Origin of the sequence: Tardiphaga sp. 709, from assembly GCF_032401055.1 — a bacterium.
Lineage (GTDB): Bacteria > Pseudomonadota > Alphaproteobacteria > Rhizobiales > Xanthobacteraceae > Tardiphaga.
Map to the genome: position 1 here is coordinate 3,287,248 of NZ_CP135529.1, position 22,109 is coordinate 3,309,356.

Annotated in this window: 19 protein-coding genes; 15 read left to right on the forward strand and 4 right to left on the reverse strand. The window is 61.6% G+C overall.

Features of this window, described 5'->3' with window-relative positions:
- Positions 1-54: 54 nt before the first annotated feature.
- Positions 55-1,674 (reverse strand): ABC transporter substrate-binding protein, encoded by a 1,620-nt coding sequence (locus RSO67_RS16085; protein WP_315839690.1) that lies wholly within the window; start codon positions 1,672-1,674, stop codon positions 55-57.
- A 319-nt stretch (positions 1,675-1,993) separates the two neighbouring features.
- On the opposite strand from RSO67_RS16085, the gene RSO67_RS16090 reads away from it, so the two are divergent.
- The 4 genes from RSO67_RS16090 to RSO67_RS16105 all read left to right on the forward strand — a co-directional run bounded on the left by RSO67_RS16090 (position 1,994) and on the right by RSO67_RS16105 (position 6,268).
- Entirely contained in the window at positions 1,994-4,063 is a 2,070-nt protein-coding gene (locus tag RSO67_RS16090; protein ID WP_315839691.1) for a TonB-dependent receptor, read from the forward strand.
- Between the two features lie 130 nt (positions 4,064-4,193).
- Positions 4,194-4,979, forward strand: a complete 786-nt coding sequence (exbB, locus tag RSO67_RS16095; RefSeq protein ID WP_315839692.1) for a tonB-system energizer ExbB — start codon at positions 4,194-4,196, stop codon at positions 4,977-4,979.
- A gap of 3 nt (positions 4,980-4,982) precedes the next feature.
- Positions 4,983-5,420, forward strand: a complete 438-nt coding sequence (gene exbD, locus RSO67_RS16100; protein ID WP_315839693.1) for a TonB system transport protein ExbD — start codon at positions 4,983-4,985, stop codon at positions 5,418-5,420.
- Entirely contained in the window at positions 5,417-6,268 is an 852-nt protein-coding gene (locus RSO67_RS16105) for a TonB family protein (RefSeq protein WP_315839694.1), read from the forward strand. The genes exbD and RSO67_RS16105 overlap by 4 nt, the downstream gene beginning before the upstream one ends.
- Before the next feature lie 40 nt (positions 6,269-6,308).
- On the opposite strand, the gene ugpB is transcribed toward RSO67_RS16105, so the two are convergent.
- Complete coding sequence (gene ugpB / locus RSO67_RS16110) at positions 6,309-7,631, reverse strand: sn-glycerol-3-phosphate ABC transporter substrate-binding protein UgpB (protein WP_315839695.1); 1,323 nt, start codon at positions 7,629-7,631, stop codon at positions 6,309-6,311.
- A gap of 417 nt (positions 7,632-8,048) precedes the next feature.
- Here ugpB and RSO67_RS16115 point away from each other — a divergent pair, with 417 nt between their 5' ends.
- The 9 genes from RSO67_RS16115 to RSO67_RS16155 all read left to right on the forward strand — a co-directional run bounded on the left by RSO67_RS16115 (position 8,049) and on the right by RSO67_RS16155 (position 18,127).
- A complete protein-coding gene (locus tag RSO67_RS16115; protein ID WP_315844269.1) occupies positions 8,049-10,076 on the forward strand; it encodes an ATP-binding protein in 2,028 nt (675 codons plus the stop codon).
- Positions 10,046-11,800 carry a DUF3369 domain-containing protein gene (locus tag RSO67_RS16120; RefSeq protein WP_315839696.1) on the forward strand — a complete coding sequence of 585 codons (1,755 nt, stop codon included), beginning with the start codon at positions 10,046-10,048 and terminating at the stop codon, positions 11,798-11,800. Before RSO67_RS16115 ends, RSO67_RS16120 begins: the two co-directional genes overlap by 31 nt.
- A complete protein-coding gene (locus RSO67_RS16125; protein ID WP_315839697.1) occupies positions 11,797-12,534 on the forward strand; it encodes a response regulator in 738 nt (245 codons plus the stop codon). Before RSO67_RS16120 ends, RSO67_RS16125 begins: the two co-directional genes overlap by 4 nt.
- Positions 12,535-12,728: 194 nt before the next feature.
- Positions 12,729-13,340: a sigma-70 family RNA polymerase sigma factor gene (locus RSO67_RS16130; RefSeq protein ID WP_093757615.1), complete on the forward strand. Its 612-nt coding sequence runs from the start codon at positions 12,729-12,731 to the stop codon at positions 13,338-13,340.
- A 344-nt stretch (positions 13,341-13,684) separates the two neighbouring features.
- On the forward strand, positions 13,685-15,094 hold the full coding sequence (locus RSO67_RS16135; protein WP_315839698.1) for a cytochrome ubiquinol oxidase subunit I: 1,410 nt from the start codon (positions 13,685-13,687) through the stop codon (positions 15,092-15,094).
- Positions 15,091-16,092: a cytochrome d ubiquinol oxidase subunit II gene (gene cydB / locus RSO67_RS16140; RefSeq protein ID WP_315839699.1), complete on the forward strand. Its 1,002-nt coding sequence runs from the start codon at positions 15,091-15,093 to the stop codon at positions 16,090-16,092. Before RSO67_RS16135 ends, cydB begins: the two co-directional genes overlap by 4 nt.
- Complete coding sequence (locus tag RSO67_RS16145) at positions 16,092-16,241, forward strand: DUF2474 domain-containing protein (protein WP_315839700.1); 150 nt, start codon at positions 16,092-16,094, stop codon at positions 16,239-16,241. Before cydB ends, RSO67_RS16145 begins: the two co-directional genes overlap by 1 nt.
- A gap of 160 nt (positions 16,242-16,401) precedes the next feature.
- Positions 16,402-17,004, forward strand: a complete 603-nt coding sequence (locus RSO67_RS16150) for a L,D-transpeptidase (protein WP_068730420.1) — start codon at positions 16,402-16,404, stop codon at positions 17,002-17,004.
- A gap of 82 nt (positions 17,005-17,086) precedes the next feature.
- Positions 17,087-18,127 (forward strand): amino acid ABC transporter substrate-binding protein, encoded by a 1,041-nt coding sequence (locus RSO67_RS16155; protein ID WP_315839701.1) that lies wholly within the window; start codon positions 17,087-17,089, stop codon positions 18,125-18,127.
- A gap of 55 nt (positions 18,128-18,182) precedes the next feature.
- Here RSO67_RS16155 and RSO67_RS16160 read toward each other — a convergent pair whose 3' ends face one another.
- Both RSO67_RS16160 and RSO67_RS16165 read right to left on the reverse strand, forming a co-directional pair.
- Positions 18,183-19,319: an acyl-CoA dehydrogenase family protein gene (locus tag RSO67_RS16160; RefSeq protein WP_315839702.1), complete on the reverse strand. Its 1,137-nt coding sequence runs from the start codon at positions 19,317-19,319 to the stop codon at positions 18,183-18,185.
- A 146-nt stretch (positions 19,320-19,465) separates the two neighbouring features.
- On the reverse strand, positions 19,466-20,650 hold the full coding sequence (locus RSO67_RS16165) for an acyl-CoA dehydrogenase family protein (protein ID WP_315839703.1): 1,185 nt from the start codon (positions 20,648-20,650) through the stop codon (positions 19,466-19,468).
- A gap of 172 nt (positions 20,651-20,822) precedes the next feature.
- Here RSO67_RS16165 and RSO67_RS16170 point away from each other — a divergent pair, with 172 nt between their 5' ends.
- On the forward strand, positions 20,823-21,368 hold the full coding sequence (locus RSO67_RS16170) for a carboxymuconolactone decarboxylase family protein (protein ID WP_315839704.1): 546 nt from the start codon (positions 20,823-20,825) through the stop codon (positions 21,366-21,368).
- Between the two features lie 144 nt (positions 21,369-21,512).
- On the forward strand, positions 21,513-22,010 hold the full coding sequence (locus RSO67_RS16175) for a VOC family protein (RefSeq protein WP_315839705.1): 498 nt from the start codon (positions 21,513-21,515) through the stop codon (positions 22,008-22,010).
- Positions 22,011-22,109: the final 99 nt, after the last annotated feature.

The window sequence follows — 22,109 nt, forward strand, 5'->3', positions numbered from 1 at the left end:
GACGATGGAGCCGTTCCGTCATCGAGCAGGGCCAGCATCCTCGCCATCATCACATCACGCCTTCACGAGCGCGCGATAGTCGAGCCGACGGTGGAACCAGTACTGGTAGCCGGAAATGTTCTTCTGCATCGCCACGTTGACATAGGGCTGATACAGCGGGATCCGCGGCACATCAGTGAAAGCGAGATCGACGAAGCCCTTCACGTCGGCATCATAGGCCGCCTTGTCGCCGGTTGCGGCGGCGGTGCGCGCGCCGTTGATGAACTTGTCCATCTCGGGCGATTTGTAGCTCATGGTGTTGAACACCGAATTGTCGCCGTGATAGCACCAGTAGAAGAAGTATTCGGGGTAATCGAGCCAGCCAGAGAACACGTTGGTGTAGAGCGGCATCTCTTTCTTGTTCAGCTCGGTGCGCCAATTGGCGCCGGGGATCTTGTTGATGGTCGTCTTGATGCCGATCTGGCCGAGGCTTTCCTGCACCAGCACACAGAGCGGCTCGTTGACGACGGCAAAGCCGAGATCGAATGAGATCGTAGTCTCGAAGCCGTTGGGATAGCCGGCCTCGGCCAGCAGCGCCTTCGCCTTGGCCATGTCGGTATTGTATTTATGCGGCTGCGGCCAGGCCACTTCCGTTGGCTTGTCGGCTGATGCGCCGTACATCGGATTGGCGAGACCGAACAGCACGGCATCGACGATCTTCTGATAAGGCAGCGCATAGGCCACGGCCTGACGCACCTTCGGATTGTCGAAGGGCGGCTTGGTGACATTCATGCCGATATACTGAATGCCGTTGCTGAACGGCAGCGACACGACATCGAGCTTGCCGTTGGCCTTGATCTCCTGGAAGTCCTTGTAGGGCAGCTCATAGGACATGTCGGCATCGCCGCGCTCGAGCAGCGCACGCCGGTTGCCGGCCTGCGGCACCATGCGCCAGATCACGCGCTTGATCTTCGGTGTCGGGCCGGAGACCCAATCATCATTGCGCTCGAGGATGACTTCCGTGCCCGCGGTCCACTTGGTCACCTTGTAGGCGCCGCCACCGGCAGTCTGCATCTTGGTATATTCGAGACCCCACGGATCCTTCTCGGTGGCGTTCTTCTTCACCAGTTCGGAATTGATCACGCAGGGCACGATGACAGCGAGATCCGGAATCGTCAGGCGATCCTTAGTGGCGAAATCGACGCGTACGGTGTGATCGTCGACGATCACGAACTGCTCGGGCTTCTTCAGCGATCCGGCGCTCATCTGGAAGGTCGGGAAACCGCCGACGCTGACCGAGCGATCGAGCGACCACTTCACATCCTTCGCCGTCACCGGCGTGCCGTCGTGAAACTTGGCGTTCTTGCGCAGCTTGAAGGTCGCCGACATGTCGCCGATGGTCATGTCCTCGGCGAGTTCGGGCTTGAACTTGTCGCGGTCGTAATAGGGCACGCCGCCAGGGCCTGCCTTCATCTCGTGACCGATCAGGCGGTCGTAGCAATTCCAGGACACCTCGTAGCCGGGCACATTGGTGCCGACGCCATGAATGTCGAGATTGTTGGGGCCGCTTTCGGAGACGATCAGCAGGGTTTCGGACCGGGCATCTGCCTTAGCGGGCGAGAAGATCGCCGGACCGGAGACCATCGCGCCGGCGGCGGCGCCTGTGGCGGTTTTCAGAAAATCACGACGCTTCATTCTTGCTCTCCCCAAGGGCGCGAGTGGATCGGCTTGGGAACAGACATCGCAAACTTCGTGCCAGAGCTTAACGAGCCCCTAATGGCCATCTAGGGGACTGATAAATCTTGCATTTCCGCAACGAGCCCGGCGGTCGGCGTCGCCGGAGACTCAGCCTCGTTGCATACAAAGATATTGATATGCATAAAATTTAGACTGTCGCGCGTGCTTGCCTGGTGATTACTCGCCCGATTCCGGCTTGACATGCACGGCTCCCGCCTCCTTATTGCGAATAGTTCGCATTAGCATTCGCATCAGATCAGTAACGTTGGGGAATGGCGTGAGTTTAAGGTTGTGGGCATCGATCACGGGGGCAGCATGCCTCTCGTCAGTCTGGGTTGGAGACGCGAAGGCCCAGGAAGGGCAAACGCTTTCGGAAATCGTGGTCAGCGCCGAGCGGCAGAAGGAAGCTGACGCCTTCCAGTCTACCACCCTGCTGACCGGTGACGCCCTCCAGCGCACCACCTCCGCCTCCATCGCCGACTTGCTGGCAACCCAGCCGGGCGTTGCCGCATCGACCTTTGCGCCAGGCGCGAGCAGACCGAATATCCGCGGCCTCGATGACTATCGCGTTCGCATTCAGGAGAACGGCATTGGCAGCCAGGACGCGTCGGATTTCAGCCAGGACCACCAGGTCCCGGTCGATCCGCTGTCCGCCGACAAGATCGAGGTGATCCGCGGGCCGGCAACGCTGCGCTATGGCAATCAGGCCATCGGCGGCGTCGTCAATGCCAGCAACAATCGCATTCCGGAGAGTCTCGTGCCGGACAATTTCAGCGCGCGCATCAAGGGCGGCGGCTCTTCGGTGGATAGTAGCATCGACGGCGCGGCCAGCATCGATGCGTCAGGCAGTAATGTCGCTATTCACGTCGATGCCTTCGGCCGCAGCGCCGGCGATTACAGAATTCCCGGCGGCGGCGTGCAGGCCAATACGAGACTGCGCTCGGAGGGCCAGTCGGTCGGCGGCTCCTATATCTTCGATGGCGGCTATATCGGCACCGCGATCCAGCACATCACCAGCCTGTATCATATCCCCGGCATCGCCGAATCCGCGTCACGGACTCGCATCGATCTCGAACAGACCAAAGTCACCAGCAAGGGCGAGTGGCGCGCGCCAACCGACGGCATCGCCGCGATCCGCTATACGTTCGGCGTCAGCGACTACAAGCATGGCGAGCTCGGCATCGGCAGCAACGGCGTCGATGGCCTGCAGAACACCATCACCAACAAGGAAATCGAAGGCCGCTTCGAACTGGACCACGCTTCGGTCGCAACGCCGCTCGGCGCATTGACCGGAAGCTGGGGCGTGCAGGCCAGCAATCGCAAGCTCGCCACCGCAGGCCTGCTCGGCGGTTTGCTCGCACCGACCAACACGGACACAGCCGCAGGCTTCGTGTTCGAACAGTTGCAGCTCTCGGACACTCTCAAATTTCAGGCAGCAGGCCGCATCGAACATCTTTCCGTGTCCGGCATGGCGCCGATCTTCCCCAGCAATTTCCTGCCGCCGCCCGACACATTCTCCGAGACTGCAGCGACGCGCGATTTCGCCTCGAAGAGCTTCAGCTTCGGGCTGCTGAAATCACTGCCCTGGGATATGGTCGCCAATCTGAGTGTACAGCGTGCACAGCGCGCGCCTGCCGCGCCTGAGCTTTATTCGCGCGGCTCTGACGGCGCATCCGGCACCTTCGTCATCGGCAATCCGGATCTGAAAATCGAAACCGCAGAGTCGGTCGAGGTCGGCCTGAAACGCAGCAGCGGCCAGCTTCGCTTCGAGGCCAGCCTCTATTACACGCGCTATCTTGATTTCATCTTCAAGCAGGTGACCGGAAACTTCTGCACCGACACTTTCGCAAGCTGTGGCGCGACCGGCCCACTGCTGCAAGTGGCCTACGGTCAGCGAGATGCGAACTTCCGCGGCGCCGAGCTGATGGCACAACTCGATGTGACACCGCTCAGCGACGGCATGCTCGGGATCGACACCCAGTTCGACGTGGTCCGCGCGACCTTTGCCGATGGCAGCAATGTTCCGCGCATTGCACCGATGCGCGTGGGCGGCGGCGTCTGGTGGCGCAGCGCCGAATGGTATGCCCGTCTGGGCGTCCTGCATGCATTCACGCAGAATGACATTGCGCTCAATGAAACGTCGACTGCCGGCTACAACTTGCTGAAGGCCGAGGTGAGCTATACCCACACATTCGCGAAGGTCGACGGCGGCCTGCGCGACATCACCTTCGGCGTCACCGGAGACAATCTGCTCGACGAACAGGTCCGCAACCACATCTCCTTCAAGAAGGCGGAAGTGCTGCAGCCCGGACGCGGCGTGCGGCTCTTCACGAGTATGAGATTTTGAGCACCGAGACCTTGGAATCGCTCCAGTTTGGGCCTCAACTCGGCCTCCGGAGGGCGACATCGTTCACATGCGAAGCTATTCTTCGCCATCATCTCACATTGCAAGCTTCGACCGACGGAATGCAGCCCCTATGACAAGATCCTGGTCTCCCATCACAACTGTATTGGTGGCGGTTAGCGGAACTGCGGCGGTTCCACAGTATGCTGTAGCGGCGACAACGGAAGCGTTGCTGCCGCATAACCTGTCCCCATGGGGCATGTTCGTGAACGCCGACATCGTGGTGAAGGCCGTGATGATCGGTCTTGCCATCGCCTCGCTGGTGACCTGGACGGTCTGGCTCGCCAAGACGATCGAACTCAACCGCGAAACACGGTCCGCCAAACGGCGGCTCGATATACTGGAAAGCGATACGACGCTGGCCCAGGTCGAGCGCGACAGCGCCAATGCTCGCGATCCCGTGGCCCAGCTCATTCATTCGGCAGTGCGCGAGACTGCGCTCTCCCATGGACTGTTCGATGACGGCTTCAAGGAGCGCATTGCGCTCCGGCTTGAGCGCGTCGAACAGGCAATGTCGCGCCGGATCTCTCGCGGCATCGGCGTCGTCGCAACGATCGGCGCGACTGCACCTTTCGTCGGCCTGTTCGGAACCGTCTGGGGCATCATGAACGCCTTCATCGGCATTTCGGAAACCAAGACGACCAACCTCGCTGTCGTCGCACCGGGCATCGCAGAAGCGTTGCTCGCGACAGCACTTGGTCTTGTCGCGGCCATCCCTGCGGTGGTGATCTATAACCAGCTTGTTCGCAACATCACGACCTACCGTGCGCTGCTCGGCGATGCGTCCGCACAGGTCATGCTGCTGATGAGCCGCGATCACGGCCGTCGCGGCATGCCGATCTCACGGGCGGCGGAATAGACCATGGCTGCAAGATTAGGTGGGCGCTCAGGCGGCAGTGACGACCTCGAAGTCAACCACGAAATCAATGTGACACCCTTCATCGACGTGATGCTGGTTCTGCTGATCATCTTCATGGTGGCAGCGCCGCTGGCGACGGTCGATCTCGGTGTCGACCTGCCGGCAAGTGCCGTAGAACCACAACCGCGTCCCGACAAGCCGGTCTTCGTCACCGTCAAGCCTGATCTGACAATCGCCGTCGGCGAAGACATCATCCCGCGCGATACGCTGAGCGGCACGCTGGATGCAGCGACCAAGAACAACAAGGACGAGCGCATCTTCCTGCGCGCGGACAAGGTCGTGAGCTATGGCGATCTGATGGAAGTGATGAACCTGCTGCGCAACGCAGGCTATCTCAAAGTCGCACTGGTCGGCCTCGACGGACGAACCTCCGCGCCATGAATGTCTTTGCGCTACATGCGCCGACCGACAGCGTCGGTCTTCGCTGGACCGGGTCGGCGATCGCCATCGTCGCGATCCATGCCGGCCTGATCGCCGCAGGAATTTGGTGGTACCATCAGCCGAACCCGCCGGGCGTTACGATGCCCACCATCATGATCGATATGGCGCCGGCCACCGCTGCGCCCGAAACGCAGCCGCTGGATATCGCGCCCGGCCCCGAGATGCAGCAGGCGGAAGCGCCGTCCGAGCCACCGCCCGAACCGGTTCAACAGAAGCAGGCGGAAGAACAGATCCCGCCGACGCCGCTGATGGAGAAGCCGGTCGTCGAAGCGCCGCCCGAACAGAAGACCGAGCCGACGCCTCCCCCGCCCGAGCCCGCCAAGATCATTCCCGATCCGCCAAAGCCGGTGCCGGAAAAGCCAAAGCCGAAGCCGATACGCGCCGAGGTCAAAAAGAAGCCGAACGATGCGCCGGCAGCGCCGCAGACCACTGCAGCACCGCGCGCAGAACGCATCGCGCCTGCAGCATCGGCGGCCGCCGCCGGTGCATCGAGGGCAGCGTCAGCGTCTTACAATCAGCTCGTTCAATCACACTTGCAGCGCTTCAAGCAATTTCCCCAGAGTGCGCGCACCGGTCAGTCAGGCACGGCAGTCGTCAGGATCGCCTTTACACTCGATCGCAGCGGTCGCGTGCTGTCTTCCCGCCTCCTGGGATCGTCGGGAAATTCGGCGCTCGATGCCGAAACGCTCGCCATGGTTCGTCGCGCGCAGCCATTTCCGGCATTTCCGCCGGAGAAGACCGGCGGTACGGAGGCGTTCAATGTGCCATTGAGATATGATCTTCGTTAGCGACTAACGAAGATCATGATGCGCCGCGACCCGGCAGATATCACTGCACGGGATTGGCGCGCTCGAACTGGCGCAGCAATTTGTTGCCGCGCTCGGCTGCAGCGTCGAGGGCCTCCTGCGCAGGCTTTTTACCGCTGAAGGCCTGCTCCAGCTCATCCTCGATGGCGTCACGGATCAGCGTGAACGAGCCGAGGCGCAATCCCTTCGAATTTTCCGTCGGCGCCTTGAGCGTGATCTGCTCGATGGATTTCACGGTGCCGGGGTTGCGGTCGTAAAAACCCTGCTGGCGCGTGAGCTCATAAGCGGCGCGCGTGATCGGCAGGTAACCCGTCTTCTGATGCCAGGTCGCCTGTACTTCAGGCTGCGAAAGAAACGCAAAGAACTTCGCGACACCCTTATATTCTTCGCGCGGCCGATCGCGCAGCACCCAGAGCGTGGCGCCGCCAATGATCGAATTCTGCGGCGCGGCCGTGACATCCGGCCAGTACGGCATCAGGCCATAGCCGACCTCGAATTTCGCATTGGCAAGAATGTCGGCGCGGGTGCCCGACGAGCCCAGGAAAATCCCGCATTCGCTCTTCTGAAACCGTGGTTCAGCCGCTGTCGCACGGCCGCTGTAGTCGAAGACCTTGGTCTTCTGCCATTCGGCAAGTTGCGTAATATGCCTCACCATCAGCGGATTGTTGAAGGTGAGCACCGCATCCAACCCGCCAAGGCCATTGGACTTCGTCGCCACCGGAATGTTGTGGAATGCCGAGAAGTTCTCGACATTGATCCATGACGGCCAGGCCGTCGTGAAGCCGCAAACCGCACCTGCCGTCCGCAATCGCTTGGCAGCGACGCCGAGTTCGGGCCAGGTCCGCGGCGGCTCGTCCGGATTGAGCCCGGCGGCACGGAACAGATCCTTGTTGTAGTAAAGGATCGGCGTCGATGCATTGAATGGGAAGGACAGCATGTTGCCGGCCATGTCGGTGTAGTAGCCCGTAATAGCTGGCAGATAGGCTGACGGATTGAACGCCTCCGCCTGATCGCGCATCAGCTCATAGACGGGATAGGTTGCGCCTTTGGCGGCCATCATAGTGGCCGTCGCGATTTCGTTGACCTGGACGATGGCCGGCTGGCTCCGGGACCGGAAGGCAAAGATCGCCGCGGTGACGGTCTCGGTATAGTTGCCCTTGTAGACTGGAACGATGCGATAGCCCGTCTGGGTGGCGTTGAAATCCGCGGCCAGCTTTTCGACGTGCCGGCCGAGTTCTCCGGACATCGCGTGCCACCACTGAATGTCCGTGGCGCGTGCGGGCGTCGCCGTCTGGCTGACTGTCACCACGAGCGCGAGATATCCGAGCGCCGCCTTCAACTTCATTTCATTCTGCCCTTACAACGCCGTCGGCTGCCGGCCTGCTGTGCTATCATTCTTGTCGGGAGGCCAAAGCTTCCGCCGCCCAATAAAATAATGATTCCATTATAGTTTTGATCGAAATTGCCCCGCACGGTGGCGTTCACCGGACACGATCTGCCGCAGCACTCTGTTGCGACGTCGCGGCGTTCGGTTCAATCGGGACTGCGCTAGTTCAACCAGTTGTTGCAGGTTAATAGCCAGCACCGCCTGTATTTGCTACATTGAACTGTCTCGCAACCTCAACGAAACTCTTTCAGACTAGAAAAACGAATTGCCGGGTTGCGACGCACGGCTGTCTCACCGATTGAACCTTTCGCCAGGCCGAATGACACAACTGTGGTGACGAGCCCGCACAACGGAGTTTCTGAAGGACAGGACGAGCTGGCGGCGCGAGGCCGGACCGGCGTCGTCGCGGCTGTCCGTGCGATTCCGATCCGCTGGCGCATTCTGTCCATCGCAGCCCTGAATTCCGCGGTCGTCCTCGTCCTGGCGGGCCTGATCTGGAGCGGCTCGCGGGTGCTGTCCTCGGCCTGGGACGACGTGCGCCAGGTCCGGCAATCCGATCAGGTTCTGGCCCTGCTCGAGAGCGAGACCGGCCGGCTGCAGAACCTGATCCATCGCTATATCAATCAGCCCAGCCCCGAACTGTTCGCCGAAATCCTGCTGTTGCGCGAGGCTGTGCTTGGGACACTGAATACCCGTGCCTCGACCGACCCCATGCTGTCAGGCTCGGTCGCTGAGCTGGAGCGCGTCACCGAGCGCTTCCTCAGCGGCTTCGGTGAATTACGGACGCTTCAGACCACCATTGCCAAGACCTATGAGGAACAGGTGCTCGGGCCTGCCAAGGACATGGCGGGGCTGTACTCCATCATCGAAGGCGCCACCGGCCAGCGCGACGCGCTGATCTGGCCGGCACTCGGCAAGTCGCGTGAGGCATTCACCGCGATGCTGGTCGCCGCCAACGCCTATTATCTGTCGCTGGCATCCGCCTCGGCCGAGGATGCACGCCGCAACACAGAGACGATCGAGCGTACCATCCCGGTCATGACCGACCTCGCCGACAATGATCTACAGCGTATTGCGTTGCAGCGGCTCAAGGGACGCTCAGTTGCCCTCCGCCAGGGGCTCGCAAAACTGTCCGAACAACTCTCCAGCCGCACGGACCTGCTGCGCAATTCGATCGATGCCAGCCAGGCCGACACAATTGCTGCGATCGACGGCCTGTCCGTCAAGATGCGCCAGCGCGAGCAGTCCGCGCAGGCCACTTTCGACCGCACGCTGACGGCGATCTCCCGCAATGTCATGGTCATCGCCGCGGCATTCCTTGGGCTGATCATCACCGCAGGCATCATCATCGCGCTGAGCATCCGCCTGCCGCTGCAGCAGATCATGGCCTCGATGCGCGCGATCACCTCGGGCGACTATGATCGCAAGGTCCAGGGCACGGCCGCCAAGGACGAGGTTGGCGCCATGGCCCGCGCGGTCGAGGTCTTCCGCGAGAATGCCGTCGCCAAGCGCGAAGCCGAGAACGAGCTGCGTGCATCGAAAGAAAAGGCCGAAAGCGCCTTGCTCGAACTAAATGCCGCACAGCAGAATTTGATTGACGCCGAACGGCTGGCCGCACTTGGCGGTCTGGTCGCCGGCGTGGCCCACGAGGTCAATAATCCGATCGGCATCAGCCTGACGGTGGCATCAAGCTTCGCGCGGCGCTCGGAAATGTTCGAGGCCGAACTGCGCTCCAATGCCCCGTTGCGGCGCTCGCAACTGGAAGAATTCGTCAAGACGTCACGCGATGCGGCGCAGCAACTGGTCGCCAACCTGCATCGCGCCGGCGAGCTTATTCAGTCCTTCAAACAGGTCGCCGTGGATCGGTCCCACGCCGAACGGCGGCAATTCAGCCTCTCCGAGGCCACTGATCAGATCATCGCCAGTCTGCGCCCCGTCCTGAAGAAGGCTCCGATCACGCTGACAGTCGACGTGCCGGACGGGCTGATGATCGACGGCTATCCCGGGTCCTACGGCCAGATCCTGACCAATCTGTTCCTAAATGCGGCCAATCACGCATTCCCGGACGGCAAGCCCGGCGCCATCGCTATCACCGCCAAGCCGCGCGGCACCGACGATATCGAGATCAGCTTCTCCGACAACGGCGCGGGCATGAGCCCGGACGTCCAGCGACAGGCGTTCGACCCGTTTTTCACCACCCGCCGCAACGAAGGCGGCACCGGCCTCGGCCTCCACATCGTGTACAATCTGGTGACCCAGCAGCTGGGTGGCCGGATGATGCTGGAGTCAAGACTGGGACAAGGCACGACATTTCGCATTATCATGCCGCGGGCCGCCACTGGCGCCGCCGGATCATTTGACGGGACTACGCAATGGCCGACCAGGACGATGTCCTCTACCTGATTGAAGACTCCGGTGATGTCCCGGAAGAATCCAATAACCGAAAATGGAAGATCGCGGTCATCGACGATGACCAGGCCGTGCATGAAGGCACGCGCTTCGCGCTGAGCGATTACACCCTGAACGGCCAGTCGCTGGAAATCCTGTCGGCCTATTCCGCTGCCGAAGGCCAGGCCCTGATGCGCGAGCATACGGATATCGCAGCCGTACTGCTCGACGTCATCATGGAGACAGATGCGGCCGGCCTCGAACTGGTCGAGTTCATCCGCAACGAGCTGCACAACGAGACGGTGCGCATCATTCTGCGCACCGGCCAGCCAGGACAGGCGCCGGAGCGCCGGGTCATCGTCGATTACGACATCAACGATTACAAAGCGAAGACCGAACTGACCGCCGACAAGCTGTTCACGTCGCTGACCGCGGCGCTGCGCAGCTATCAGCAGCTCGAACGCATGGTGCAGACGCGGCGCGGTCTCGAAATCATCATCGATGCGGCCTCGACGCTCTATGATTTCAAATCGATGCAGCGGCTTGCCGAAGGCGTACTGACCCAGATCGCCTCGCTGCTGAATGTGGATTGCGCCGGCATTCTGGTGCTGCGCGATGGCGGCGTTGTCGGCGACGACTATGCCGTCCTTGCCGGATCAGGCTGCTACAGCCGCTTCATGGGTACCGCGACCTCGCAGTCGCTCGACCCGGACCTGCGCCAGATGGTCGAAGAGGCCTTCAAGCGCCGCAAGCATGACTTCGCCGACCACCGGACGGCGCTCTATATTCGCACCGGCAGCGGCCGCGAGGTTGTCGTGCTGCTGCAGGCGGAGCGGCAATTGTCGGAGACCGATCGTTCGCTGGTGGAGATCTTCGGCAGCCGGTTGTCGATCGCCTTCGACAACGTGATCCTCTACCAGCAACTGCACGAGGCCAATACGCAATTGGAAGACCGCGTGGCGCAGCGCACCCGCGCCCTCATGCAGGCCAATCGGCGGCTTTCGGCGCAGTGGCTGCGGCTGCAGCGCGCCAACGGCTTCAAGAACGAGATTCTGGGCACCGTCGCCCATGACCTGAAGAATCCACTCGGCGTGATCCTCGGCCGCACCGAGATGCTGACCGAGCTGATATCCGCGGGATCGCCGAAGGAAAACATCTCCGCGCAGGTCGATCACATCCGTGACGCCACCAAGCGACTGACCTCGATGGTCGATCACCTGATCTCCGACGCCATGGCGGACGCTTTCGATATCACCATCCGCCGTGAGCCGGTCGATCTGGCGACGCTGGTCCGGGACGTCGCGGAAGCGAACCGGCCGTCTGCGGTGAACAAGCAGCAGGATCTCTCCGTCTCGGCGCCGGCTCACCACGATCTCACCATGTGCGATGCCGACCGGATGCGCGAAGCCATCGACAATCTCGTCAGCAACGCCATCAAATACAGCCCGATCGGCGGCAAGATCGCGCTGCTCATCACAGGCGACGCCGACTATGTGCGGATCAGCATTAATGACGAAGGTCCTGGCCTGTCGCCGGAAGATCTCGACCGGCTGTTTGGCCGTTTTCAGAGGCTGTCAGCCAAGCCGACCGGCGGCGAAAGCTCGACCGGCCTCGGCTTGTCGATCGTCAAACGCATCATCGACATGCATGGCGGCGAAGTGAACGCACATAGCCCCGGCCCAGGCCAGGGCGCTACCTTCACCATCCTGCTGCCAGCCACCAGTGAGGGCCTGTCATGAGCCAGAGCCCGCATATCGTCATCGTCGACGATGAAGCGCCCGCCCGCGAGATGGTGGGCGACTATCTCAAGATGCACGGCTTTGCCGTGACCCTGTGCGACGGCGGCAAGAGCCTGCGCAGCGAGATCGAGACCAAGGTGCCGGATCTCGTGGTGCTCGACCTCAACATGCCCGAAGAAGACGGGCTCTCGATCATCCGTGACCTCAAGAGCCGCATCAATGTGCCGGTGATCATGCTCACCGCCACCGCAAGCCCGATCGACCGTGTCGTCGGCCTCGAACTCGGCGCCGACGATTACATCGCCAAGCCCTGCGAACTCCGTGAATTGATGGCGCGCATCCGCTCGGTCTTGCGCCGAAGCACGCCGGTGAAGGGCGCAGCAGCAGACGCAACGCCTGCCAAGGAGAGCAAGGATCATCTCGTGCGCTTCGGCACGAAATGGCTCGATCTGGAAGCGCAGGCCCTGCGTGATGATGAGGGCAACGAACATCCGCTGACGGCCTCCGAATTTGGCCTGCTCAAGGTATTCGCCGCGAATCCGAAGCGCGTGCTCTCGCGCGAACGGTTGCTCGAACTGGCCAATGCCCGCGACGCCGAGGCTTTCGACCGGGCGGTTGACCTGCGGATCATGCGAATCCGCCGCAAAATCGAGCCCGATCCGACGAAACCCGCCGTCATCCGTACAATTCGCGGCGGGGGCTATTTGTTCTCCCCGGTGGGCGACAAGGCCTGAACACCCCTTTTGGAATCTATCTCATTCAATTTACACGCATTTCACCTCTGAATGTTTCGTCCCTAGCCCTGCGACGAAACAATTCTCCGGTTCCATGAAACCATTTTCCGCTTTTGAAGCAGACGCCCTGAAACCCGGGCTCCTTAACAATCCTCCCAACGAAGCCGCAACGCGGTCTCTTACGGGAGTTAGTCATGCAGAACGTCATCGCCCTCAATGCCGCCGGTCAGCAGGGTATAATTACGGCCCGCGCCACCTCGGACGAGATGCTGCTGGAGAATATTGCCAGCGGCGACCGCACAGCGATGCACACGCTTTATGCCCGGCACAATGTGCGGGTCTATCGCTTCGTTCTCCGCATGCTGCGTGACACGTCGGCGGCGGAAGATTTGGTCAGCCAGGTGTTCCTCGATGTGTGGCGGACCGCCAGCCAGTTCGAAGGCCGCTCGCAGGTCTCCACCTGGTTGTTGTCGATTGCACGCTTCAAGGCGCTGACTGCGCTGCGCCAGCGTAAATATGAAGACATCGACCAGGACGATGTCATGGAAATCGCCGACCAGGCCGATACACCTGAGGCATCGCTCGATCGCAGCCGCACCAGCGCCATTCTTCGCGCCTGTGTCGCCAAGCTGTCGCCGGCGCATCGCGAGATCGTCAACCTCGTCTACTATCATGAGAAGTCAGTGGAAGAGGTGGCCGGCCTGATCGGTATCCCCGCATCGACGGTGAAGACCCGCATGTTCTACGCCCGCAAGCAGCTCGCCGATCTCCTGAAGACCGCCGGCATCGACAGTATCGCAGCGTAATCTGCCGCGTTCCTTTTGTTCTAACGTTCCAGAGTCAGTTCGCGTAAACCTCCCCACCTCCAGCGACCCGGACGGGATGCCCCCTTCCGGGTCGCATTCTGTTTGGAGCTGCGGCCTTGTCATCGTCGGCAGGCGCACGAACTTTCGCATCGACCTGCGCAATACATCTGACAAAATTGGACAAATTGTCTACGAGTCCGACGGCGAACGCCAATGTGGGCAGATGGACAGCCTTTTCAAGACGTTGCCGAATGCGGGCGGCCAACTAACGAAAGACCTCGCACAGTTTCGCCCGCGCGCTCTGCATGATAGAACACGTCCAGACTACACATGGACGGATGCAGATGTTCGAAGGCTTTGACCCTGTCATACTAGCCCGAGCGCAATTTGCGTTCACGATGTCATTTCACATCATCTTTCCCGCGTTCTCCATCGGGCTGGCGAGCTATCTCGCGGTGCTCGAAGCGCTCTGGCTGTGGACCGGGCGCGACGTCTTCCTCAACCTGTTCAACTACTGGCTCAAGATCTTCGCCGTTGCCTTCGGCATGGGCGTGGTCTCGGGCATCGTGATGTCCTACCAGTTCGGCACCAACTGGTCGGCCTTCTCCGACAAGGCCGGACCAATCATCGGCCCGCTGATGGCCTATGAAGTCCTCACCGCCTTCTTCCTTGAGGCTGGCTTTCTTGGCGTCATGCTGTTCGGCCTCAAGCGCGTCGGTCCAAGGCTGCATTTCTTCGCTACGCTGATGGTTGCGATCGGCACATTGTTTTCGGCCTTCTGGATTCTCTCGGCGAATTCCTGGATGCAAACGCCGGCCGGCTACAGCATCAACGATGCCGGCCAATTCGTTGCGGCCGACTGGTGGAAGGTGATCTTCAATCCATCCTTCCCCTATAGGCTCGTCCATATGGTTCTTGCGGCCTATCTCACCACGGCTTTCGTGGTGGGCGCGGTCGGCGCCTGGCATCTGCTCAAGGATACGCGCCTGCCCGGCCCGCGCGTGATGTTTTCCATGGCGATGTGGATGGCCACACTGGTCGCGCCGCTGCAGATTCTTGCCGGCGATCAGCACGGCCTCAACACGCTCGAGCACCAGCCAACCAAGATCATGGCCATGGAAGGCCATTTCGAAAGCCATCCCCATGGTGCGCCGCTGATCCTGTTCGGTATCCCAAGCCAGGCCGAAGGCAAAGTGAACTACGCTATCGAAGTACCCAAGCTCGGATCGCTGATCCTGAAGCACGACCTGAATGCGCCAATGGCCGGGCTCGATACTGTTCCGCGCGAAAACTGGCCGCCGGTGCCGGTGACCTTCTGGTCGTTCCGCATCATGGTCGGCATCGGCTTCCTGATGCTGGGGCTGGGACTGCTGAGCCTCTTCATGCGCTTCCGCGGCAAGTTCTATGAGTCGCGTTTGCTTCACAGCTTTGCGCTCGCGATGGGCCCGGCCGGCTTCATCGCCGTGCTGGCCGGCTGGGTGACGACCGAAACGGGGCGGCAACCGTTCACGGTGTTCGGCCTGCTGCGAACAAGCGCTTCGGTTTCGCCGCTGGCGGCACCAGCCGTGGCGTCGTCGCTGATCGCCTTCGCCATCGTTTATTTCCTGGTCTTCGCTGCCGGCACGATCTATCTGCTGCGGTTGATGGCCGTGCCGCCCCATCATGATGAGCAAGGCCCGGCCGGCAACGTCCCAAGTCGCGCGGCGGGCATTACCCCGGCTGTGGGTGCAACCGCATCGGGGCGCGCGTCATGATCGATGTCGCGGTCGTCTGGGCCTTCATCATCGCCTTTGCCGTGTTCGTCTATGTCGTGATGGACGGCTTCGATCTCGGCCTCGGCATGCTGTTTCCACTCTTCCCGAAGAAGGAAGATCGTGACGTCATGATGAACTCGGTCGCCCCGGTCTGGGACGGCAACGAGACCTGGCTGGTGCTCGGCGGCGGAGGGCTGATGGCGGCGTTTCCGCTGGCCTATGCGGTGCTGATGCCGGCGCTGTATACACCGATGATCGTGATGCTGCTGGGGCTGGTGTTTCGCGGCGTCGCCTTCGAATTCCGCTGGCGCACCACGCGCGAGCGCAATCTCTGGGATATCGCCTTTGCCGGTGGCTCGCTGATGGCCACGCTGGCGCAGGGCGTGGCGCTCGGCGCAATCCTGCAAGGCATCGTTGTCAATGGTCGCCACTATGGCGGCGGCTGGTGGGACTGGCTGACACCGTTCAGCGTCCTGACTGGACTCGCACTAATGGCCGGCTACGGTCTGCTCGGCGCCACCTGGCTCGTGCTGAAGACCGAAGGCGCGTTGCGCGATCAGGCCTATCGGCTGAGCTGGTGGCTGCTATTCGCCATGCTCGCTGCCATCGGCCTCGTCAGCATCGCGACACCATTTTTGGATGCCGAATATGCGCGTCGCTGGTTCGCCTGGCCCAACATCATCCTGACGGCGCCGGTGCCGATTGCGGTTGCTGCCATCACAGCGCTCTTGATGCGAAGCCTCGCGGCCAAACAGGATTACCGGCCGTTCTTCCTGTCGCTGGCGCTGTTCGCGCTGTCCTATGCGGGATTGGGCATCAGCATGTGGCCCTATATCGTGCCGCGCAGCATCACCATCTGGCAGGCCGCGTCGCCCGACAACAGCCTGCATTTCATGAGCTATGGCGTCGCCGTGCTGGTTCCCATCATCCTCGGCTACACCGCCTGGGCCTATTACGTGTTTCGCGGCAAGGTTCGCGCCGGCGCGGGCTATCACTGATGGCACCTGCGTCGCAGCAAAAGCCCGTCCCTTCAGACAAGCGCCCGCTGATACAACGCCTGTTGTGGTTTGTTGCGCTGTGGCTGGGCGGCGTCGCCAGTGTGACCCTCGTCAGCTACGTGCTGCGTCTGTGGATCGCACCGAAATAGACGCGGTGACCTTTAATCAAATCGTCACCCGCGAACGGCAAATATGCCGGCGACTCACGACGTCCGCGCGCGGACCGTCGCTATGCCCGCTGATTTCATGGTTCCCGTAATTTGGCTGGGATGATACAGAATATCGGACGCGAAACCGGAGATGCCTGCGATGATCAACATCCGCCGCCTGCTTGGCTTTCAACTCGTCGCCGCAGCCAGCCTGATGTTGTCGATCACGCAAGGCCTCGCCCAGCAGCCGCGTCCGGATGTCGGCGACGAGCCCGGGCTAATTGCCGACGACTCCGTTCAGCTTGAACCGGAATTCCAGAAGCAGATGGTGCTGTACCGCACCACCGAGGCACCGGGCACCATCATCATCGCGACCTCCGAACGCCATCTCTATGTGGTGCAAGGCAATGGTCGCGCGCTGCGATACGGCATCGGAGTCGGCCGCGACGGCTTCCAGTGGCAGGGCCTCTTGAAGATCTCGCGCAAGGCGGAATGGCCGGACTGGACGCCGCCGCCGGAAATGATCGCGCGCCAGCCTTACCTTCCTCGCTTCATGGCGGGTGGCCCCGGCAATCCGCTCGGCGCCCGCGCGCTCTATCTCGGCGCCACCGTCTATCGCATCCACGGCACCAACCGGCCAGACACCATCGGCACCGCCGTATCGTCCGGCTGCTTCCGGCTGGTCAATGCCGATGTCGCCGACCTTTATGACCGGATCCCGGTGGGCACCAAGGTCATCGTGCGGCAGAAGCCTGAAATCTGATCTGCACCTCACCGCGCAGCTCTTCGATCCAGTTTTTCTCTGACATATTTTTATCTGACGACGGGGCGGACTTCGCATGGGGATGAAGCGGACTTTCACGACGGGGCTTGCCATTGGCCTCGTGATTGCCACGGCAGTGGCCGCGGCTGCGATCACCTATGAGCGCTACGACACCAAGACGCTGAAGCGCACCGTCAAACGCGACGCCGTACTGTGCGGTGTGAATACCGGCCTGCCCGGCTTCTCGTCGCCGGATGCGCAGGGCACCTGGACCGGCTTCGATGTCGACTTCTGCCGCGCCGTCGCTGCCGCGATCTTCAACGATCCGAAGAAGGTGACGTTCGTTCCGCTCGACGCGTCGGATCGCTTCAAGGAGCTGCAGAGCCGCAAGGTCGATATCCTGTCGCGCAACTCTACATGGAGCATGTCGCGCGAAACCAATTACGATCTCTATTTCCCGGCCGTATCCTATTATGACGGCCAGGGCTTCATGGTGCCGAAATCCCGCAAGATCGATTCTGCGCTGGAACTCGATGGCAGCAAGGTCTGCGTCCAGGACGGCACCACGACGGTACTGAATCTCGCCGACTACTTCCGCAGTAACAACATCAAATACACCGAAGTGAAGTTTCCGAAGCTGGACGAAGTCCTCAAGGCCTATAATTCCGGCCAGTGCGACACTTTCACGGCGGATGCGTCGCAGCTCTATGCGCTGCGCCTGACCATGAGCAAGCCCGACGATCACCTGATCCTGCCCGACGTCATCTCCAAGGAGCCGCTGGCCCCCGTGGTGCGCCAGCGTGACGACGACTGGATGATGATCGTGAAGTGGACGCTCTACGCCATGATCAATGCCGAGGAGCTCGGAATCACCTCGAAGAACATCGACGAAGCCCTAAAGTCCAAGAAGCCCGACGTGATGCGTCTGGTCGGCACCGAAGGCGCTTACGGCGAAGACCTCAGCCTCTCGAAGGACTGGGCCGCCCGCATCATCCGCCATGTCGGCAATTACGGCGAAGTCTATGACCGCAATATCGGCGAAGGCTCGAAGCTGAAGATTCCGCGCGGGTTGAACCAGATCTGGAGCGCCGGCGGCATCCAATACGCGCCGCCGATCAGGTAAGCTACTTCTTTCTAACCTCTCCCCGTTTTTGCGGGGAGAGGTTAAGAACCCGCACTCAATAATTCTTCAGTCGCGCCAATTGATCCGCGTGGTAATTGCTGTCCCCCAGCAATTCCTGACAGACCCGCGCGCGCTTCATGAAGAAGCCGATGTCGAACTGGTCGGTCATGCCCATGCCGCCATGCATCTGCACGCCTTCCTGCACGGCGAGCGTCGCCGTGGTGCCGGCCTTGGCCTTGGCGACGGCAATCGCGGCTGGCGCGGTCGGCGCACCATCATCAATGAGCTGCAGCGCTTTCAGCACGGCTGCACGCGTCACCTCGATCTCGGTGTAGAGATGCGCGGCGCGGTGCTGGAGGGCTTGGAATTCGCCGATCAGTTTGCCGAACTGCTTGCGCTCCTTGAGATAGGTCACGGTGCGGCCGAACACTTCGTCTGACAAGCCGACCATTTCGGCGGCGACGGCGCCGCGGCCGATATTCAGCACGCTGTCCAACAATGCGCCGCCCTGATCGACATCGCCGAGCACGCTGTCAGCGGTGACCTCGACATTCTCGAACGTGACCCGCGCTGCATTGTGCGAATCCACCATCGCGGTGCGCTCCAGCGCGATGCCCTTGGCCTTCGGATCGACCAGAAACAGCGTGAGGCCGTCGCGCTCGCCCGGCGCACCTGCACTGCGCGCCGCGACGATCAGGAGATCGGCGGTGTGGCCATCGACGACAAAGGCCTTCGCGCCATTCAGCTTGAAGCCATTGCCGGAGCGCGCGGCCTTCATCGCCGTCTGCAACGGGCGATGCTTCGCGCCTTCGTCGATGGCCAGCGCCGCCAGCAGCGCGCCGTTGGCGATCTTTGTCAGGTATTCCGCCTTCTGTGCGTCGCTGCCCCGATTCAGCGCCGAAACGCCCAGCACAGCCGTGGAGAAGAATGGCGACGGCATCAGCGTGCGGCCGATCTCCTCCATCACCACGCCGGCTTCGACGGCGCCGAGCCCGCTACCGCCAAATGCTTCCGGCACCAGCAGCCCGGCAAATCCCATCTCGGAAAACGCGCGCCAGTAGTCGCGCGAGAACCCGGTCGCATCCTTGCTATCGCGGAGCTGCCGGAAATGACTGACCGGCGCCTTGTCGCCGATAAAGCCGCGGGCGCTGTCGCGCAGCATGGTCTGTTCTTCGTTGAGGAGGAGAGGCATGGGTGTGATCCGGTTTCAATAATTTGGAAGACGTCGCATGAAATGGAAACTCGTCATCGCCGGGCTTGTCCCGGCCATCCACGTCATCGCCGCAAGGAAAGACGTGGATGCCCGGCACAAGGCCGGGCATAACGACGGAGTGTGGGTCACGCCCCCGGCAAATCCAGAATGCGCTTGGCGACAATCCCCAGCATCACTTCGCTGGTGCCGCCTTCGATCGAATTCGCCTTGGTACGCAGCCACGCACGCGGACGTGCGCCCTCATGCGAGCGCTGGCTTTCCCATTCCAGCGCATCGATGCCACCTGACGACATCAGGATTTCATGGCGGCGCTTGTTGAGTTCGGTACCGTAATATTTCATCGCCGACGAGAACGCCGGATGCGCTTGCCCGGCTTTCGCCAGATCGACGGCGCGCTCGGCCGCGCAGGCCAATGCGGCCTCATCGACTTCGAAATTTGCGATTTGTCCGCGCAGCATCGCATCGTCGAGGCGGCCCTGTTCGTCCGCCCCGATGGAGTCGGCGGCCACCTGGCCAAGCGGTCGGCCAGCGCCGCGCTCGCCCATGCCGGAGATCATCGCGCGCTCATGCTGCAGCAGATATTTCGCAACGTCCCAGCCGCGATCGACGGTGCCGAGCACATGCGACTTCGGCACGCGGACATTGTCGAAGAAGGTTTCGCAGAATGGCGACTTGCCGGAGATCAACAGGATCGGCTTGGTCGAGACACCCTTCGACGCCATGTCGAACAGGATGAAGCTGATGCCGTCATGCTTCTTGCCGGACGCATCAGTGCGCACCAGGCAGAATATCCAGTCGGCGTAATTCGCGTAGGACGTCCAGATCTTCTGGCCGGTGATCAGATAATCATCGCCGTCGCTCTCGGCGCGCGTCTGCAGCGAGGCGAGATCGGAGCCGGCATTGGGTTCCGAATAGCCCTGGCACCAGCGGATCAGGCCCGCAGCAATCTTCGGCAGATGCTCCTGCTTCTGGGCGTCGGTGCCATATTTCAGCAGCGCCGGCCCGAGCATGGAAATGCCGAACGACACCAGCGGCAGACGGGCCGATATCGCTGCCATTTCCTGGCGCAGGATCTTCGTCTGTTCGCCGTCGAGTCCGCCGCCGCCATATTCCTTTGGCCAATGCGGCACGGTCCAGCCCTTGTCGCGCATCCGTTCGAACCAGATCCGCTGCGGCTCGGAAGAATACTTGGCATGACGACCGCCCCAGAACGTATCTTCGTCCGAACTCATCGGCCTCCGCATCTCCGGCGGGCAATTGGCCTTAAGCCAGGCACGCGTCTCGCTGCGAAATTGATCGAGATCCGACATCAGCGTTTCCATCCGTTTTGTGTGCGGGATGCCGAGCATCCGCAATGTTGTTGGGCGAAGCTTACTCGCCACTTCGTGGAATTCAATGGCCTGCTGCAAAGCGGAAGTGGTCAGGCTCGCCATTCCGGTGTATCGCCAGAGAACGACGAGCAAAAACACACGAGGAAACAACATGCGTCTCAAGTGGCTTTCGCCTGGCGAAATGTCTGCCGACCAGAAGTCCATCTATGACGAGTCGATCGCCAGCAAGCGCGGACGCCCGCCGGAGCCGATGATGGCCTGGCTCGCCAGCCCGAACATGGCCCGGCACGCGACCCGCCTCGGCGCGTTTCTGCGCTACGACACCACGCTGACACCCGCGCATGCCGAGCTGGCGATCCTCGTCACCGCGCGGCACTGGACCGCGCATTTCGAATGGTATGCGCACAAGAAGATGGCGCTCGACGGCGGCCTCGATCCCGCCATCATCGAAGACATCAAGAACCGCCGCACGCCGAGTTTCAGCGAAAAGATAGCACGGGTGATCTATGACGTCGCCCGGTCACTGCACGAGGCGCAGGGCCTGTCCAAGCCGCTCTATGACGAGGCCACCGAGACCTTGGGCGCACAGGGCCTCGTCGAGATCATCGGCCTGTGCGGCTACTACACCATGGTCTCGATGACGCTGAACACCTACGAATTCGGCCTGCCGGACGGGCTGGTCTCGGAGCTTGCGTAGGCGATGCTCCCTGGGATGCGACAGAGCGCGGCGAGACCCATCAATCCAATTCCCGGAAACGATGGGTTTCGCGAAGACGCTCTACCGATCCTGCGATCCCGTGACTAGATCGTCTTGAGCATCACGCAAATCAGGAGCTCCCACATGCCCGACCCAACCCCGCCGATCCCCGCAGGCACACGGATTGGGCATGTTCATCTGAAGGTTGCCGACCTCGATCGCGCGCTCGGTTTCTACCGCGACGTCCTCGGCTTTCAGGTCAAGCAGCGCTATGGTGATCAGGCTGTCTTCATCGCGGCCGGCGATTACCATCACCACATCGGCCTCAATACTTGGGAGAGCAAAGGCGGCCAGCCACCGGCGCCCGGCACCACAGGTCTTTTCCATACTGCGATCCTGTATCCGACGCGCGCCGCATTAGCCGACGCGCTGCACCGCGTGCTCTCGGCCGACATTCAGCTTGACGGCGCCAGCGACCACGGCGTCAGCGAAGCGCTGTATCTGCGCGACCCCGACCAGAATGGCGTCGAGCTGTATTGGGATCGGCCGGAGGCGGACTGGCCGCGCGATGCCAATGGCGGCATCGCGATGTTTACGAAGCGGCTGGACGTTGAGGAGCTGCTGAAGCAGCGGCAGACATAAACTCAGTTCTCATCCTGAGGAGCGCGCCCTTGCGCGCGTCTCGAAGGATGGCCTCAAGCTCGGAGCCAAGCCAATTTATGGTTCGAGACGGCGCAAATG

Bases quoted from the DNA above. Each gene is read 5' to 3' on its own strand.
- cydB (WP_315839699.1), top strand. From the start codon at position 15,091: ATGATCGATGTCGCGGTCGTCTGGGCCTTCATCATCGCCTTTGCCGTG.
- ugpB (WP_315839695.1), bottom strand. From the start codon at position 7,631: ATGAAGTTGAAGGCGGCGCTCGGATATCTCGCGCTCGTGGTGACAGTC.
- RSO67_RS16160 (WP_315839702.1), bottom strand. From the start codon at position 19,319: ATGCCTCTCCTCCTCAACGAAGAACAGACCATGCTGCGCGACAGCGCC.
- exbB (WP_315839692.1), top strand. From the start codon at position 4,194: ATGACAAGATCCTGGTCTCCCATCACAACTGTATTGGTGGCGGTTAGC.
- RSO67_RS16105 (WP_315839694.1), top strand. From the start codon at position 5,417: ATGAATGTCTTTGCGCTACATGCGCCGACCGACAGCGTCGGTCTTCGC.
- RSO67_RS16155 (WP_315839701.1), top strand. From the start codon at position 17,087: ATGAAGCGGACTTTCACGACGGGGCTTGCCATTGGCCTCGTGATTGCC.
- RSO67_RS16125 (WP_315839697.1), top strand. From the start codon at position 11,797: ATGAGCCAGAGCCCGCATATCGTCATCGTCGACGATGAAGCGCCCGCC.
- RSO67_RS16150 (WP_068730420.1), top strand. From the start codon at position 16,402: ATGATCAACATCCGCCGCCTGCTTGGCTTTCAACTCGTCGCCGCAGCC.
- RSO67_RS16175 (WP_315839705.1), top strand. From the start codon at position 21,513: ATGCCCGACCCAACCCCGCCGATCCCCGCAGGCACACGGATTGGGCAT.
- RSO67_RS16145 (WP_315839700.1), top strand. From the start codon at position 16,092: ATGGCACCTGCGTCGCAGCAAAAGCCCGTCCCTTCAGACAAGCGCCCG.
- RSO67_RS16165 (WP_315839703.1), bottom strand. From the start codon at position 20,650: ATGTCGGATCTCGATCAATTTCGCAGCGAGACGCGTGCCTGGCTTAAG.
- exbD (WP_315839693.1), top strand. From the start codon at position 4,983: ATGGCTGCAAGATTAGGTGGGCGCTCAGGCGGCAGTGACGACCTCGAA.
- RSO67_RS16135 (WP_315839698.1), top strand. From the start codon at position 13,685: ATGTTCGAAGGCTTTGACCCTGTCATACTAGCCCGAGCGCAATTTGCG.
- RSO67_RS16120 (WP_315839696.1), top strand. From the start codon at position 10,046: ATGGCCGACCAGGACGATGTCCTCTACCTGATTGAAGACTCCGGTGAT.
- RSO67_RS16085 (WP_315839690.1), bottom strand. From the start codon at position 1,674: ATGAAGCGTCGTGATTTTCTGAAAACCGCCACAGGCGCCGCCGCCGGC.
- RSO67_RS16170 (WP_315839704.1), top strand. From the start codon at position 20,823: ATGCGTCTCAAGTGGCTTTCGCCTGGCGAAATGTCTGCCGACCAGAAG.
- RSO67_RS16130 (WP_093757615.1), top strand. From the start codon at position 12,729: ATGCAGAACGTCATCGCCCTCAATGCCGCCGGTCAGCAGGGTATAATT.